The following is a 14840-nucleotide window of genomic DNA, read 5'->3' as shown; positions in this document are numbered from 1 at the left end:
GTGCGCCGTCAGGCGTTCGGGCAGCGTGCACGTCGGCACCAACGGAGGTACCTCGATGGCGAAGAACGTGCCGACATCCCGGCTTGCCCGTGGCACGAAGCTGGGGGCGGTGGCGGCGAGTTCGGTCATCCGTTCCAAGAAGACCCGGTTGTCGATGCGCGGCAGATCCGAGGCCGTGCGCGCGAAGATGGCCGAGGAGTCGATGATCCGCACCACCGAGCAGGTGGTCATGGTGCTCGGCACCATGAAGGGCGTGGCCATGAAGCTGGGCCAGATGATGTCGGTGCTGGATCTGGACCTGGTTCCCGAAGACCACCGCGACCGCTTCCAGCAGCGTCTGGCCGTCTTGCGCAACGCGGCACCGACGGTGTCGTTCGAGAACATGCGCGCGGTGATCGAGCAGGACTACGGCCGCCCACTGGAGGACGTGTTCGCCGAATTCGACCCCGAGCCGATCGCCGCCGCCTCGATCGGCCAGGTGTATCGCGCCACGCTCGCCGACGGCAGGCGAGTGGCAGTGAAGGTGCAGTACCCCGGCGTCGACGTGGCGGTCCGCGCCGATCTGAAGAACCTCACCATGTTCCGCCGCGTGCTCGCCTCGGCCATGCCGTGGATCACCCCGGCCGTGCTCGACGAGCTGAAGCTCAACATGGAGGCCGAACTCGACTACCGGGCCGAGGCGGCGACGCAGAGCGAGATCGCGCACCTCTACCGCGACCACCCGTTCATCTTCGTTCCGTCGGCCGTGCCCGAGTTGTCGACCACCCGGGTGCTGGTGAGCGAGTTCGTCGAGGGCGCCGGTTTCGACGAGATGCGCACGCTGCCCGACGCCGAGCGCAACCGGATCGGCGAGATCGTCTACCGCTTCTACGTGGGTTCGCTGTTCACGTTCAACGAGTTCTGCGGTGACCCACATCCGGGCAATGTGCTGCTCGCGCCCGACGGCCGGGTGGCGTTCCTCGATTTCGGCCTGTTCAACCGGATGGACCCGAAACTGGTGCACTTCGAGAAACTGTGCCTGCGCGCGGCCGCCGAGGAACGCTCGGAAGACCTGCGCCAGTTGATGATCGATCGCGGCGTGATCGACTCGCCCGACGAGATCGGCGCCGAGGAGTGTCTCGAATACGTGCTCGCCGCCTCCGAATGGTGTCTTGTCGACGAGGTCCTCACCATCACCCCGGAGCTGGCCAGCGGCGCGTTCCTGCTCGCCGTCGACCCGAGGGCCAGCGAGTTCACCGGGATGAAGCAGCAGAATCTGCCGCCCGAGCACCTGTTCTCCCGCCGCGCCGACTTTCTCACCTTCGGCATGCTCGGCCAGCTCGACGCGACCAACAACTGGCATTCGATCGCCCGCGAATGGCTCTACGACGAGCCGCCGGTCACCGAGCTCGGCATCGCCCATCATGATTGGCTGCGCACCCACCCACCGAAACCGGTGAAGAAGACGCGCCCCCGCAAGGCAACCACCCGATGAAAGGCTCCTCCGTGCCGCAAGACCGCGAGTTCGACCTGATCCTGTTCGGCGCCACGGGTTTCGTCGGCAAACTCACCGCCGAGTACCTGCTCACCGCCGCCCCGGCCACCGCGAAGATCGCGCTGGCGGGCCGTTCGCGCGACAAGCTCGCCGCCGTGCGCGAGGAGCTCGGCCCCGCCGCCGCGTCGTGGGATCTGGTGGTCGCCGATTCGACCGACGCTGCCTCGCTCGCGGCGATGGCCGAACGCACCAAGGTCGTGGTCACCACGGTCGGGCCGTACCTGCGCTACGGTCTGCCGCTGCTCGGCGCGTGCGCCGCGGCGGGCACCCATTACGCCGACCTCACCGGTGAACCGCTGTTCATCCACGACGCGATCGAGCAGTTCGAGCAGACCGCCGTCGACTCGGGCGCCAAGATCGTGAATTCCTGTGGCTACGACTCGATTCCGTCGGACCTGAGTGTGTACGAGATCTATCGTGCCTCCGTTGCCGACAACACCGGCGAGCTGGAGGACACCACTCTCGTCGCCTACCTCAAGGGTGGGATGAGTGGCGGAACCATCGACTCCGGGCGCGCCATGATGGAGGACATCGCCGCCGATTCCGGGCGCGCGAAGATCCTGGCGCATCCGTACTCGCTGAGCCCCGATCGCAGCATGGACCCCGATGTCGGCAGGCAGACCGACCAGGCTCTCGCCCGCGCCGACAGCATCGATCCGAGCCTGCACGGCTGGGTCACCACGTTCATCATGGCCTCGCACAACACCAAGGTGGTGCGCCGCAGCAACGGCCTGCTCGGCTGGCCCTACGGAAAGCAGTTCCGCTATCGCGAGGTGATGAACGCGGGCACCTCGGCGACCGCGCCGCTGGTCGCGGCGGGTATCGCGGGCGGCATCGTGGCCGGGATGACCTCGGGCGCGGTGCTGTCGCGGGTGTCGCTCGGCCGCAAACTGCTCGACCGTATCCTGCCCAAGCCCGGCACCGGCCCGGACGAAAAGGCCCGCCGCAGCGGCTGGTTCACCATGAAGACCTTCGCCCGCACCAGTTCCGGCGCCAAGTACCAGGCGACGTTCTCCGGCACCGGTGACCCCGGCTACCAGGCCACCGCCGTGCTGCTCGGCCAGAGCGGTCTGTGCCTGGCGTTCGACGAATTGCCCGAGCGCGCGGGCATTCTCACCCCCGCGTCCGCCATGGGCGAGGCGCTCACCGAACGGCTGCGCCGGGCGGGCATGACCATCGAGGTCACTCGGCAGTGAACCTGGCCCGCAAAGCCATGAACGCGCCCGCGCTCGCGGCGATCTACGAGCACGCCTGGCGTCCCACCCTGTTCTACCTGGCCAGCGGCCGCACCACGGGCGACGATCGTCGCGACGCGGTGCGCTCGCTGCGCCTTGGCGGACCCGAGAAGGTGCTCGATCTGGCCTGCGGCCCCGGCAATTTCACGCGTTACCTGAGCGAACACCTCAGCGGCGACGGTTTCGTGACCGGTCTGGATTACTCCGCGCCGATGCTGGCGCGCGCCGCCGCCGACAACGCGGGCCCGCGCGTCGGCTACGTGCGCGGTGACGCCCGCACCCTGCCCTTCGCCGACGAAACCTTCGACGCCGTCTGCTGTTTCGGTGCCCTCTACCTGATCCCCGACCCGATCGCCGCCGCCCGCGAGATGATCCGCGTCCTCGCGCCGGGCGGTCGCATCGCCATCACCACCAGTTATCGCGACGACAATCTCTTCGGCAAGGCGAGCACCCTGGCCGCGGGCGTGAGCGGTCTTCGCCTGTTCGACCGCGACACCTTTCCCACCCTGTTCGCCACCTCCGGGCTCACCGAAATCACCCAGCGCGTGCACCGTTTCATGCAATACGTCGAGGCGACCCGCCCCGCCTGAGCCGACACGCGGTAGCCCGGCGGTAGCCTGCCGGGCATGGACACGCTGAATTCGGTGATCGTCGACATCAACAACGTGTTCTGGGATTGGTTGCTGATCCCGCTGGTGATCGTGACCGGGGTGTATTTCACCGCGCGCAGCGGCATCGTGCAGTTGCGGCTCCTGCCGGAGATGTTCCGGGTGGTCGCCGAAAAGGGCACCCCCGCCGCGGACGGCAAGCGGTCGGTGTCGGCTTTCGGCGCCTTCAGCATCTCGGCGGCCGCGCGGGTCGGCACCGGCAATATCGCGGGCGTCGCGACCGCCATCAGCGTCGGCGGGCCGGGGGCGGTGTTCTGGATGTGGGCGATGGCCACCCTCGGTGCCGCCTCGGCATTCGTGGAGTCCACGCTCGCCCAGCTCTACAAGCGACCCGAACACGAACCCGGCACATTCCGTGGCGGCCCGGCCTACTACATGCAGCACGGTCTCGGCCGGCGCTGGCAGGGCCTGATCTTCGCGGTGGTCATCACGGTGACCTTCGGTTTCGTCTTCAACGCCGTGCAGGCCAACACCATCGTCGCCACCAGTCGCGCCTCGCTCGCGGCGATCGACGGCGACTGGTTCGCACCGCTGGTCGGGCTGGTGCTGGTCGGGCTGCTCGGCCTGGTGATCTTCGGTGGGGTGCGCCGCATCAGCCGCATCACCGAGGTGCTCGTCCCGGTGATGGCCATGGTGTATCTGCTGCTCGGCATCGCCGTGGTCGCGCTGAATCTCGACGACCTGCCACGGGTGTTCGCCGATATCGTCGGCGGGGCGTTCGGAGTGCGGGAGGTGGTCGGCGGCGGTATCGGCATGGCCGTCACCCAGGGCATCCGGCGCGGCATGTTCTCCAACGAGGCCGGTCTCGGCTCCTCCCCGAACGCCGCTGCGGCAGCGGATGTCTCGCATCCGGTGAAGCAGGGTCTCGTGCAGTCGCTCGGCGTCTACTTCGACACGCTGCTCGTCTGCTCCATCACCGCGTTCATCATCCTGACCAGTGACCCGGACCTGTCCGAGCGGCACAGCGCCGACCTCACCCAGACCGCGCTGCGCACCACCCTCGGCAGCTGGGCCGGGCACGTGCTCACGGCGGTGGTGTTCATGCTCGCGTTCAGCTCGATGATCGGAAACTTCTACTACGGCCGCGCCAATATCGAGTTCATCACCGGTCATCCGCGCCTGCTCACCGTGTTCCGGGTGCTGGTGCTGGTCGCGGTGTTCGGTGGCGCGCTCGGCTCGGTGGCGCTGATCTGGAATCTGGCCGATGTGTTCATGGGCGTGATGGCCCTGGTCAACCTCACCGCGATCCTGCCGCTGGGCGCGGTGGCGGTTCGGCTGCTCGCCGACTATCGCGCCCAGCGCCACGCCGGCAAGGACCCGGTGTACGTGCACCGGGCCGAGATCGCCGACCCCGCCGGGGTGGCGTGCTGGCAGACGCGCCGCGACCAGTGGTAGGCATGGCTGATGGCGAAACTGTGGACCGAGCCCGTCACCACCGCCCTGCGCGCCGACGGGCTGCGCGTCGCCGATCTCGACACCTCGGCGACGCCCGGTTTCCTCGGTGGCAAGCAGCTGGGCAAGTCGATGCTGCCCGAACGCGGCGAGGTGCTGTCGGTGTTGCAGGAGAAGCTGTTCGCGCACGGACGCACCGGTGGTAACCGCCGGGTGCTGCTGATCCTGCAGGGCATGGACACCGCCGGTAAGGGCGGCATCGTGCGGCACGTGATCGGTTCGGTCGACCCGCAGGGCGTCGACCACGCCTCCTTCGGAGTGCCGACCGAGGAGGAGCGGGCGCACGACTTCCTGTGGCGCATCCGCAAGCGCCTGCCCGCTGCCGGCCAGCTCGGCGTCTTCGACCGCTCCCACTACGAGGACGTGCTGGTGGTCCGGGTACACGGCCTGGTACCGCAGTCGGAATGGGAGCAGCGCTACGACCGGATCAACGCCTTCGAGAAAGAGGTCGCCGATTCCGGGACGACCATCGTCAAGGTCGCCATGTTCGTCTCCCTCGACGAGCAGAAGCGCAGGCTGCGCGCCCGCCTGGAACGGCCGGACAAGTACTGGAAGTTCAACCCGGCCGACATCACCGAACGCGCCTTCTGGCCCGAATACCAGAAGGCCTACCAGGCCGTTCTCGATCGCACGAATACCGATTACGCTCCGTGGTATGTGCTGCCCGCCGATCAGAAATGGTATTCGCGGCTGGCTGTCACCGAACTACTGATCGACGCGCTCACCGGCCTGAACCTGGACTGGCCCGGCGCGAATTTCGACGTGGCCGAACAGCTGCGCCTGCTCGATCAGTCCTGACCCTGTCTTTGAACAAACTCTCAGGTTCGGCCCGCATGATGTCGTGGAGCAGACGAGCGAAAGGCATGTGACAACGGTGAGCACGGGCAGCAAGAATCCGCTTGCGGCGGCAGAAGCCGCCGACAAGAAGCGCAAGCTGGCGATCCAGGTCGGTGTCGCAGCGGTGTTGGTGGCGCTGGTCGCGGCGATCGGTATCGGTATCGCGATGAACCGATCCGATTCCGACACCAGTACCGGCAGCGGTACCACGGGGGCCGAGGGACTGCCAACGCTGCCCGCGACCGTCGGCTCGGTCACCCCGTCGGGCAGCGTGTTGATCGGCAACCCCGACGCCAAGGTGAAGGTGCGCGTCGTCGCCGACCTGCAGTGCCCGGCCTGCAAGCAGTTCGAGACCGCCAACGGCCTCGCCCTGGCCAAGGCCGCGGCCGAGGGCACCGCGTCGGTCGAGTACCAGATCATCTCCTTCCTCGACAAGGCGTCGACGAACCAGTACTCCTCGCGCGCGGGCAACGCCGCCTACTGCGTGGCCCGCTCGGACGCGAACAAGTTCCCGAACTGGCTGCAACTGATGTTCCACCGTCAGCCCGCCGAGGGCGGCGCCGGCCTGAGCAACGAGCAGCTCGTGGCCATCGCGAACGAGACCGGGTACACCGATCCGGCCGTGGCCACCTGCATCAACGACAAGGCCATGGTCGACCCGCTCACCAAGACGACCCAGACCCTGCTGACCAGCGGGCTCAAGGGCACACCGTCGGTCTTCGTCGACGGCGAGCTCATCGAGAGCAACGCCGTCTACACCGAAGACGGCCTGGCGTCCGTGATCGCCGACGCGGCCAAGTGATCACCGCGTCGGCTCGCTCGGCCTGGCTGCTGCTGATCGCGGGGCTGGCCGGGTGGCTGGCGTCGTGCACGCTCACCGTCGAACGGTTCAAGCTGTTCACCGATCCCACCTACATGGCCTCGTGCAATTTCGACTCGGTGCTGTCGTGCGGGTCGATCATGCAGACCCAGCAGGCCGCCGTGTTCGGCTTCCCGAACCCGATCATCGGCATCGTCGGGTTCTCGGTGGTGGTGACCCTCGGCGTGCTCTCGGTGATCGGGGTCGGTTTCCCGCGCTGGATCTGGGGTTCGCTCTGGGTCGGCACGGTCCTCGGCGTCGCCGCGATCTGCTGGCTGATCTTCCAGAGCCTGTACCGCATCAACGCGCTGTGCCCGTACTGCATGGTGGTGTGGGTGGCGGTGCCGGTGCTGTTCGCGGTGGCCACCCAGGAGACCTGGGGCGGCTCGCGCGGGCCGATGGGAATCCTGGCCGAGTGGCGCTGGACGCTCGTCGTCGTGTTCTACGCCGTGGTGCTGCTGCTGATGTTCCTGAAGTTCCAGGACTACTGGCTGAGCAAGGTCTAGTTGGGCGTGCCCTCGGCGAGCACTACGTCGACGACGCGGACGCTGCCGTCGGGCGCGGTGACGTCGAGACGGACAACATCACCGGGTTTACGCCTGCCGACGGCCGCGCTCAGCGCCCGGGCGGTGGTGATCGACTCGCCGTCGACGGCGGTGACCACGTCACCGTCGGTGATTCCGGCGGCGCGGGCCGGTTGCCCGAAGAAGGCCCAGTCGACCCGCGCGCCCGCCGGTTTCGCGTCGACGATCTGCACGCCGAGGGTGGCGGTCGGCCCGATGTGCACGGTGTCGGTCGGCGTGCCCGAGCGGATCTGGGCGACGATCCGCATGGCCGTGTCGATGGGCACCGCGTAACCGTGCGCGGGTTTGGGCTGCCGGTCCTGCGTGCCGCGATCACCGGAGGCCGCGGTGATGACGCCGACCACCGCGCCCGTGCCGTCGGCCAGCGCTCCACCGGACTGCCCACCAACCACCGGTGCCGCGATCTCCACCATCCCGCGCAACGATTTGCGGCTCAGGTCCGCGGAGTTCATCGCGACGATACTGGCGTCCAGGTCGGTGATCGGCCCGGCCACCGAGGTCTGCTCGCCACCGTCGCCGCCCGCGTCGCCGATGGCGAGCAGATCCTGACGTAATCGCAGCCCGGCCGAGGAACCGATCCGCGCGGTCGGTAAGCCGGAGGCGCCTGCCAGCGCCAGCAGTGCGACGTCGGCGCTCGAGTCGTAACCGAGCACGGTGGCCGGGTAGCGCAGCCCGGTCCCCACATCGGTGACCGACACGTCCTCGGCACCCTTGATGACGTGGTGGCTGGTGAGGATCTGCCCGTCGCCGGTGAGCACGATGCCCGACCCGGCGGCCGCGGTTCCGAACCGGCTCGCGTCGACCGAGATATTGACCAGCGCGGGCTGCACCCGCGCGGCGACCAGGCCTGGATCCAGCGGCACGGGCGCGGGCGTCGCCGCGACGAATTCCTGCGGCGCGGCCCGCTCGAACCCCAGCTCACCGCGATATCCGAGGACACCGCCGAGGGCGAGCAGCGCGACGACCAGCGCCATGAGCACCCGTGATCCACGTTGCACGCGCACGTCCTCTCTCGCGGGCCGACCCTTTCCATTGTCACCCGGCTCCGGCCCGGCCTGATCGACATCCGGCACGCGGCGGTTGGCAAACCTCGTATGCAGCGGTAGGCATATACCCATGAGCACCGCTGCCGCCTATGCCCTGCCGTCCGCCGACGGTTCCTTCGAGAAGGTCGCGATCGAACGCCGTGCGCTCGGACCCGACGATGTCGCGATCGACATCAAATTCGCGGGCATCTGCCACTCCGACATCCACACCGCTCGCGACGAATGGGGTGGTGCGCGGTACCCGTGCGTGCCGGGGCACGAGATCGCGGGCATCGTCAGCGCGGTCGGGTCGTCGGTGCGCAAGTACCAGGTGGGCGACCGCGTCGGGGTGGGCTGTCTGGTGAATTCGTGCGGCAAGTGCGCACCGTGCCTGGCCGGTGAGGAGCAGTACTGCGCCAAGGGCGCCACCTGGACCTACAACAACCCCGTCCCCGAGGACGTCCAGCCCGGCGGCTACACCATGGGCGGGTACTCCACCCACATCGTCGTCGACGAGAAGTTCGTCGTCGGCATTCCCGAGGGCATCGGCCTCGACGTCGCCGCACCGCTGCTGTGCGCGGGCATCACCCTGTACTCGCCGTTACGCCACTGGGGCGCGGGTCCCGGCAAGAAGGTCGCGATCATCGGCATGGGCGGGCTCGGGCACGTCGGCGTGAAGATCGCCGCCGCGCTCGGCGCCGAGGTGACGGTGTTGAGTCAGTCGCTGCGCAAACGCGACGACGGCCTGCGCATGGGAGCGACCAACTACTACGCCACCAGCGACAAGGAGACCTTCCGCAGGCTGCGCGGCGAGTTCGACCTCATCATCAACACCGTCTCGGCCGATCTGCCCATCGACAACTACCTGCGGCTGCTCGCCCTCGACGGCACCCTGGTGATCCTCGGCCTGCCCGAGAAGCCGATGAGCGTCACCGGCCGCAATCTGGCCGGCTTCCGCCGCTCCCTGTCGGGTTCGATGATCGGCGGTCTCGCGCAGACCCAGGAAATGCTGAATTTCTGTGCCGCGCACGGCATCGGCGCCGAGATCGAGCTCATCTCCGCCGACGACATCGATGCCGCCTACGACCGGGTCGTCGCCAGCGATGTGCAGTACCGCTTCGTGATCGACACCGCGTCCATCTGAGCCGGTCCGGCGCCCACCGCCGGGTACCGTGACGTCGTGGCCGACGACGATACGCGCCCGGACACACCGACCGCGGTGGGCGCCCTGCCGATCACCTGGACGGTGCGGACCCCGCCCAGCTGGTTCCCGCGCGCCCTGCTCTACACCGCCCTGGCCCTCGTCATCCTGATCGCGGGCTTCTGGGTGCTCGGCAAACTGCAGGGCCTGCTGACCATCCTGCTGGTGTCGCTGTTCCTGGCCTTCGCCATCGAACCGGCGGTGAATTGGCTTGCCCGGCACGGTATTCCGCGCGGCGCGGGCACCGGTGCGGTGTTCCTCGTCGTGCTGGTGGTGATGGTCGCGTTCTTCGGGACGCTCGGCGCCCTGCTCATCGACCAGGTCACCATGCTCGTCCAGGACGCACCCGGCTACATCCAGGACCTGGTCGACTGGATCAACCGCACCTTCGACCAGAACCTGTCCGGCGCCGACCTCACCAAATACGCCACCGAGTGGAGCTCGACCATCGAGGGCTATCTCGTGGGTCTGGCCGGAAACGTCTGGGGCATCGGCACGGTCGCGATCGGTGCGCTGTTCCAGCTGCTCGGGGTGCTGCTGTTCACGTTCTATTTCGCCGCCGACGGGCCGCGCTTCCGCACCTGGGTGTGTTCGCTGCTCCCGCCACGCCAGCAGAAACATGTGTTGCGCGCCTGGGATATCGCGGTGGAGAAGACCGGCGGCTACATCTACTCGCGGGCGCTGCTCGCGCTGTGCTCGGCGATCGCGCACTATGTTGTGCTGCGAGTGTTCGATGTGCCTTCGGCCTTCGCGCTGGCGCTCTGGGTGGGTGTGGTCTCGCAGTTCATCCCGACCGTCGGCACCTATCTCGCCGGTGCCCTTCCGGTGCTCGTCGCGCTGGTGCACGACCCGATCACCGCGCTGTGGATTCTGCTGTTCATCGTGGCGTATCAGCAGTTCGAGAACTATGTGCTGCAGCCACGGATCACCGCGACCACCCTCGACATGCATCCGGCGGTTGCGTTCGGGGCGGTGATCGCGGGTGCGGCGCTGCTGGGGCCGACGGGTGCGCTACTCGCGATCCCGGTCACCGCGACGCTGCAGGGATTCGCCGGGGCCTATGTGCGGCGGTACCAGGTGACCGAGGAAGCCGAACCGCCGCTGAGGCCCAAGCGCCGCTGGTTCACCAAGTCCACGGCGAGCGCCCCGGCCGACACCCACCGATCCGCCGACGAATAGGCCCGCACCATGGCAATTCTGTTGTCTGTGGTCTCCATGCTGTCCACCCTGTTCGGTGGTTTCGTCGCCATGCGCATCGGCGACCGCAAGCACCTGGTCCTCGGTCTCGCGGCCGGGGTGATGCTTGGTCTGGTCGCCTTCGACCTGATCCCCGAGGCCCTCGAGCAGTCACCCGACGAGGCGTTCGGTGTGCCGGTGGCGCTGATCGCGGCGGTTGTCGGGTTCATGAGCCTGCACATCATCGAACGCGCGGTCGCCATCCACACCGGCCACGAGGACGAATTCGGTTCGCACCACCACGGTTTCGAGTCTGTCGGCCTGCTCGCCGCTATGGGCCTGATCTTCCACAGCACCCTCGACGGTTTCGGCATCGGCATCGGCTACCAGGCGGGCGCCACCGTCGGCCTGTCGGTAGCCATCGCCGTCATCTGCCACGACTTCGCCGACGGCTTCAACACCTTCACCATCCCCACCCTCTACGGCCACGCCCGCAAACGCGCCATCACCCTCCTGGCCCTCGACGCCCTGGCCCCGGTAGTAGGCGCCATCCTCGGCACCCTCATCCACGTCCCCGAACAATGGATCGGCCTCTACCTCGGCTACTTCGCCGGCTTCCTCCTCTACCTGGCCACCGCCGACATCCTCCCCGAAGCCCACTCCGAACACCCCTCCCGCCTGACCCTCTTCCTCACCATCCTCGGAGTCGGCGCGATGTTCGTGGTGTCGGCACTGAGCCACTAGCGGTACATGACGAAGGGGCACACCGGATTCGGTGTGCCCCTTCAGGTTCTGGCGCTACTTCGCGACGGCTTCTTCCGCGAGGGCGGCCAGGGCCCGGCGGCGGACGCGGCGGGCCGCGGCGACCATGTTGCGCAGCGACGGATCGAGCTGCCAGTAGTGGCGGGTTTTCAGCCCACCGTCGGGGTTGGCCCACAATCGTTGCGGGGTAACCGCTTTGGCGGCCTGGGTGAGGAGTTCGTCGAGCTCGTCGATGTCGGGGATGCGGGCCGAGCGGCTTTCGTAGACGCCGGGGCCGACGCCGTGGCTGAGGCCGTGGCCGGTGGCGGCGTCCTCGGTGAGAGCCTGCATGACCCATTCGATCGAGCGCGTCGCGACGATCGCGGTGACGTCGGCGTCGAGTTGTTCGATCGCGTCCACCACCTCGGTGCGGCCGGAATAGCCGATGTGGGTGTGGATCTGGGTGTCGGGCCGCACGCCGGAGGTGGCGAGTTTGAACGCGCCGACCGCCCAGCGCAGGTACTCCTCGCGGCCGTGTGGGCGGGCGGGGAGCAGTTCGCGGATGGCGGGTTCGTCGACCTGGATGATGGCGATGCCCGCCTTCTCCAGATCCACCACCTCGTCGCGGATCGCGAGCGCCACCTGGTCGGCCGTCTCGTAGAGCGGCTGATCCTGGCGGACGAACGAGCGCGCGAGCATGGTGACCGGACCGGTGACCATGCCCTTCACCGGCTTGTCGGTGAGCGACTGGGCGTAGGTGGTCCAGTCCACCGACATCGGCGCGGGCCGGGCCACGTCGCCGTAGATGATCGGCGGCCGCACACAGCGCGAACCGTAGACCTGCACCCAGCCGAAGCGGGTGGTCGCCATGCCGTCTAGCTGTTCGGCGAAGAACTGGATCATGTCGTTGCGTTCGTGCTCACCGTGCACGAACACGTCCAGACCGATGTCCTCCTGCAACCGGATCGTCGCCTCGATCTCGGCCTCGACCTGCTTGCGGTAGTCCTGCTCGGACAACCGGCCCGCGGCCACCTCGTGACGCGCCTGCCGCAACCGGCTGCTCTGCGGGAACGACCCGAGCGTGGTGGCCGGGACCAAGGGCAGGTTCAGCCGTTCCTGCTGGGCGGCGGCCCGCTCGGCATAGGGCACCCGTTCACGCATGTCCGGCGTGATCGCGTACACCCGCTGCCGCACGGCGTGCTTCTGCTTGAAGTGCACCGAGGTGGGCCGCTTGCGCCACTTCTCCGACGGGCCCTCGGTGAGCGCCTTGGCCAGCGAGACGACCTCGCCGACCTTCTGTTTCGCGAAGGCGAGCCGGTCGGCGACATTGCCCTCGATGTCGTATTCGGCGAGCACGTCGTAGGGCACGTGCAGCAGGGTGGTGCCGGTCGACACCACCAGATCGGGGCACACCTCGGCGATGGAGTTCAGGTAGTTCAGCGTCACGTAACGATCGGCGCGCCACACATTGGTGCCGCTGATGACACCGGCGTAGATCCGCTTGCGGCGGATGCCGGGGATCTCGGCGAGCTCCTCGGGCGTCATCCGGTAGGACGCCAGGTCCAGCCCGATGGCCTCCACATTGCTGGCCGCCAGGATTCGTAGCGCCTCGCCGAAGTCGCCGTACTGGCCGGTGACCAAGATGCGCGGGCGCAGTGGCGCCTTCGACAACCGCTGATACGTCTTCTCGAACGCCGCGAGCGCCGCGTCGGACTGCTCTCCTGTGAAGCAGGGCTCGTCGAGCTGCACACAGGTCGCCCCGCGCTTGGCGAGCAGTTCGAACAGTTCCTCGTAGAACGGCAGCAGCTTGTCGAGCAGGCTCAGCGTGTCGAACTCCGCTTCGCCGGGCACCTGGCCGGCCTTGGACAGCAGCAGCAACGACACCGGCCCGAGCACCACCGGGCGCAGTTCGATCCCGCGCGCCATCGCCCGGTCCCATTCGTCGAGCAGAGCTTCGGGGTGCAGCGAGAACGTGGAGTCGGCGTCGAGTTCGGGCTGCCGGTAGTGGTAGTTGGTGCCGAAGAAGCGCACCAGCTCGAGCGGCGGCAGATCCGGGTTACCCCGCGCCATCAGGAAGTAGAAGTCCAGCGGGTGCAGGCCCTCCTGATGCGGCTTGAAGCGCGACGGCACCGCACCGAACAGCAGCGCGTTGTCGAGGATGTGGTCGTAGAAGGAGAAGGTGTTGCCCGGCACCTGGGTGAGCCCGGTGGCGGCCAGCTCGTCGAACTGGCGCTCCTGGATGTCCCGGCCTACCGCGAGCAGCTCCTCCCGCTCGAGCGACCCACGCCAGTACGACTCCAGCGCGCGCTTGAGTTCCCGGTGCGGACCGATCCGCGGATATCCGAGAACGCTCGACCCGAATCCATCGGTGACGTTGACCATGAACGGGACATCCCTTTCCATCACCTGCGTGGTCGCCCGGCAACCGGGCGCCGCGCAATTACTGCGCTCGACGAGTAACCGGTTCGCGCGTGCACGAACGGCCTACAGCAGCTTAAGCCGAGCGGTCGGCAGTGTGCCGTTCCCCCTGCAAACACCCCTGGAAACACCGACGGCCACCTTCGTCTCGTCGGGAGGAAGGCGGCCGTCGGTGCGTGGAACCTAGTTTCCGTACTGGTAGAAACCGGCGCCGGTCTTCTTACCGAGCAAACCGGCTTCCACCATGCGCATGAGCAGCGGCGGCGCGGAGTACAGCGGCTCCTTGAACTCGGCGTACATCGAGTCCGCGATCGACTTCACCGTGTCGAGCCCGACGAGGTCGGTCAGTGCCAGCGGCCCCATCGGATGCGCACACCCGAGCACCATGGCCTTGTCGACGTCTTCCTTGGTGGCGAACCCCGACTCGACCATGCGGATGGCCGAGAGCAGGTACGGCACCAGCAGCGCGTTGACGACGAACCCGGAGCGGTCGGCCGACCGGACGACCTGCTTGCCCAGGATGTCGGCGGCAAACGCCTCGGCCCGGCGAGCGACAGGCTCGCTGGTCTTGAGCGTGGTGACCAGCTCCACCAGCGGCAGCACCGGCACCGGGTTGAAGAAGTGCAGACCGACCACGCGCTCGGGATTGGCGGTGGCGACGGCGATCTTCATGATCGGGATGGAGGAGGTGTTGGAGGCGAGCACGGCGTCGGGGTCGGTGACGACCTTGTCCAGCTCGCTGAAGATGGCCGTCTTGACCTCTTCGTTCTCGACAACGGCCTCGACGACCAGCTGACGGTCGGCGAAGTCACTGAGGTCGGAGGTGAAGCGCAGCCGCCAGGCGGCCTGCTCGCGCTCGCGCTCGGTGATCTTGCCGCTGCTGACGCCACGATCGAGCGAGCGCAGGATGCGCGCACGACCGGCGGCGGCCAGTTCACGGGTGGTTTCGTAGACGAGGACGTCGACGTGCGCGCGTGCGCACACTTCCGCGATACCCGCGCCCATCTGTCCGGCGCCGATGATCCCGACGCGCTGAATCTTGTCGCTGCTCACGTCCCACTCCTGTGTTATTTGGCGGCTGGCGCCGCGGGTTTCGGCCCTAAACCCCGA

At 67.8% G+C, this 14840-nt stretch carries 13 protein-coding genes; 10 read left to right on the top strand and 3 right to left on the bottom strand.

The window, feature by feature from the left end:
- The first annotated feature begins 55 nt into the window (after positions 1–55).
- From NI2_RS01120 to NI2_RS01090, 7 genes are read left to right on the top strand one after another with little or no spacing between them, the layout of a single operon-like run.
- Positions 56–1474, top strand: a complete 1419-nt coding sequence (locus NI2_RS01120; RefSeq protein WP_067485833.1) for an ABC1 kinase family protein — start codon at positions 56–58, stop codon at positions 1472–1474.
- Complete coding sequence (locus NI2_RS01115) at positions 1471–2730, top strand: saccharopine dehydrogenase family protein (RefSeq protein WP_067484804.1); 1260 nt, start codon at positions 1471–1473, stop codon at positions 2728–2730. The genes NI2_RS01120 and NI2_RS01115 overlap by 4 nt, the downstream gene beginning before the upstream one ends.
- Positions 2727–3359, top strand: coding sequence for a class I SAM-dependent methyltransferase (locus NI2_RS01110; protein WP_067484801.1), 633 nt, complete (start codon positions 2727–2729; stop codon positions 3357–3359). The genes NI2_RS01115 and NI2_RS01110 overlap by 4 nt, the downstream gene beginning before the upstream one ends.
- Before the next feature lie 36 nt (positions 3360–3395).
- On the top strand, positions 3396–4832 hold the full coding sequence (locus NI2_RS01105) for an alanine/glycine:cation symporter family protein (protein WP_067484799.1): 1437 nt from the start codon (positions 3396–3398) through the stop codon (positions 4830–4832).
- Positions 4833–4841: 9 nt separating this feature from the next.
- Positions 4842–5687, top strand: coding sequence for a polyphosphate kinase 2 family protein (locus NI2_RS01100; RefSeq protein WP_067484796.1), 846 nt, complete (start codon positions 4842–4844; stop codon positions 5685–5687).
- Between the two features lie 43 nt (positions 5688–5730).
- Positions 5731–6528 (top strand): DsbA family protein, encoded by a 798-nt coding sequence (locus NI2_RS01095; protein ID WP_243749764.1) that lies wholly within the window; start codon positions 5731–5733, stop codon positions 6526–6528.
- On the top strand, positions 6525–7091 hold the full coding sequence (locus NI2_RS01090) for a vitamin K epoxide reductase family protein (protein WP_067484793.1): 567 nt from the start codon (positions 6525–6527) through the stop codon (positions 7089–7091). The genes NI2_RS01095 and NI2_RS01090 overlap by 4 nt, the downstream gene beginning before the upstream one ends.
- Here NI2_RS01090 and NI2_RS01085 read toward each other — a convergent pair.
- Complete coding sequence (locus tag NI2_RS01085) at positions 7088–8167, bottom strand: S1C family serine protease (protein ID WP_243749765.1); 1080 nt, start codon at positions 8165–8167, stop codon at positions 7088–7090. The genes NI2_RS01090 and NI2_RS01085 overlap by 4 nt on opposite strands.
- Positions 8168–8285: 118 nt before the next feature.
- Between NI2_RS01085 and NI2_RS01080 the strand changes: the two genes are divergently transcribed.
- The 3 genes from NI2_RS01080 to NI2_RS01070 are packed head-to-tail and all read left to right on the top strand — an operon-like array spanning position 8286 to position 11315.
- Complete coding sequence (locus NI2_RS01080) at positions 8286–9338, top strand: NAD(P)-dependent alcohol dehydrogenase (protein WP_067484790.1); 1053 nt, start codon at positions 8286–8288, stop codon at positions 9336–9338.
- Positions 9339–9374: 36 nt separating this feature from the next.
- On the top strand, positions 9375–10574 hold the full coding sequence (locus tag NI2_RS01075; RefSeq protein ID WP_084475773.1) for an AI-2E family transporter: 1200 nt from the start codon (positions 9375–9377) through the stop codon (positions 10572–10574).
- Positions 10575–10583: 9 nt separating this feature from the next.
- On the top strand, positions 10584–11315 hold the full coding sequence (locus NI2_RS01070; RefSeq protein WP_067484786.1) for a ZIP family metal transporter: 732 nt from the start codon (positions 10584–10586) through the stop codon (positions 11313–11315).
- 54 nt (positions 11316–11369) lie between these two features.
- Here the strand turns inward: NI2_RS01070 and metE are convergent, their stop codons facing one another.
- Together metE and NI2_RS01060 are read right to left on the bottom strand one after the other, a co-directional pair.
- Entirely contained in the window at positions 11370–13694 is a 2325-nt protein-coding gene (gene metE, locus NI2_RS01065) for a 5-methyltetrahydropteroyltriglutamate--homocysteine S-methyltransferase (protein ID WP_067485825.1), read from the bottom strand.
- Positions 13695–13913: 219 nt separating this feature from the next.
- A complete protein-coding gene (locus NI2_RS01060) occupies positions 13914–14783 on the bottom strand; it encodes a 3-hydroxybutyryl-CoA dehydrogenase (protein WP_067484783.1) in 870 nt (289 codons plus the stop codon).
- Positions 14784–14840: the final 57 nt, after the last annotated feature.

The organism is Nocardia ignorata NBRC 108230 (genome assembly GCF_001612905.1).
Taxonomy (GTDB): domain Bacteria; phylum Actinomycetota; class Actinomycetes; order Mycobacteriales; family Mycobacteriaceae; genus Nocardia; species Nocardia ignorata.
Note: the sequence above shows the minus strand (reverse complement) of the source record. Positions and strands in the feature narration are given on the sequence as shown.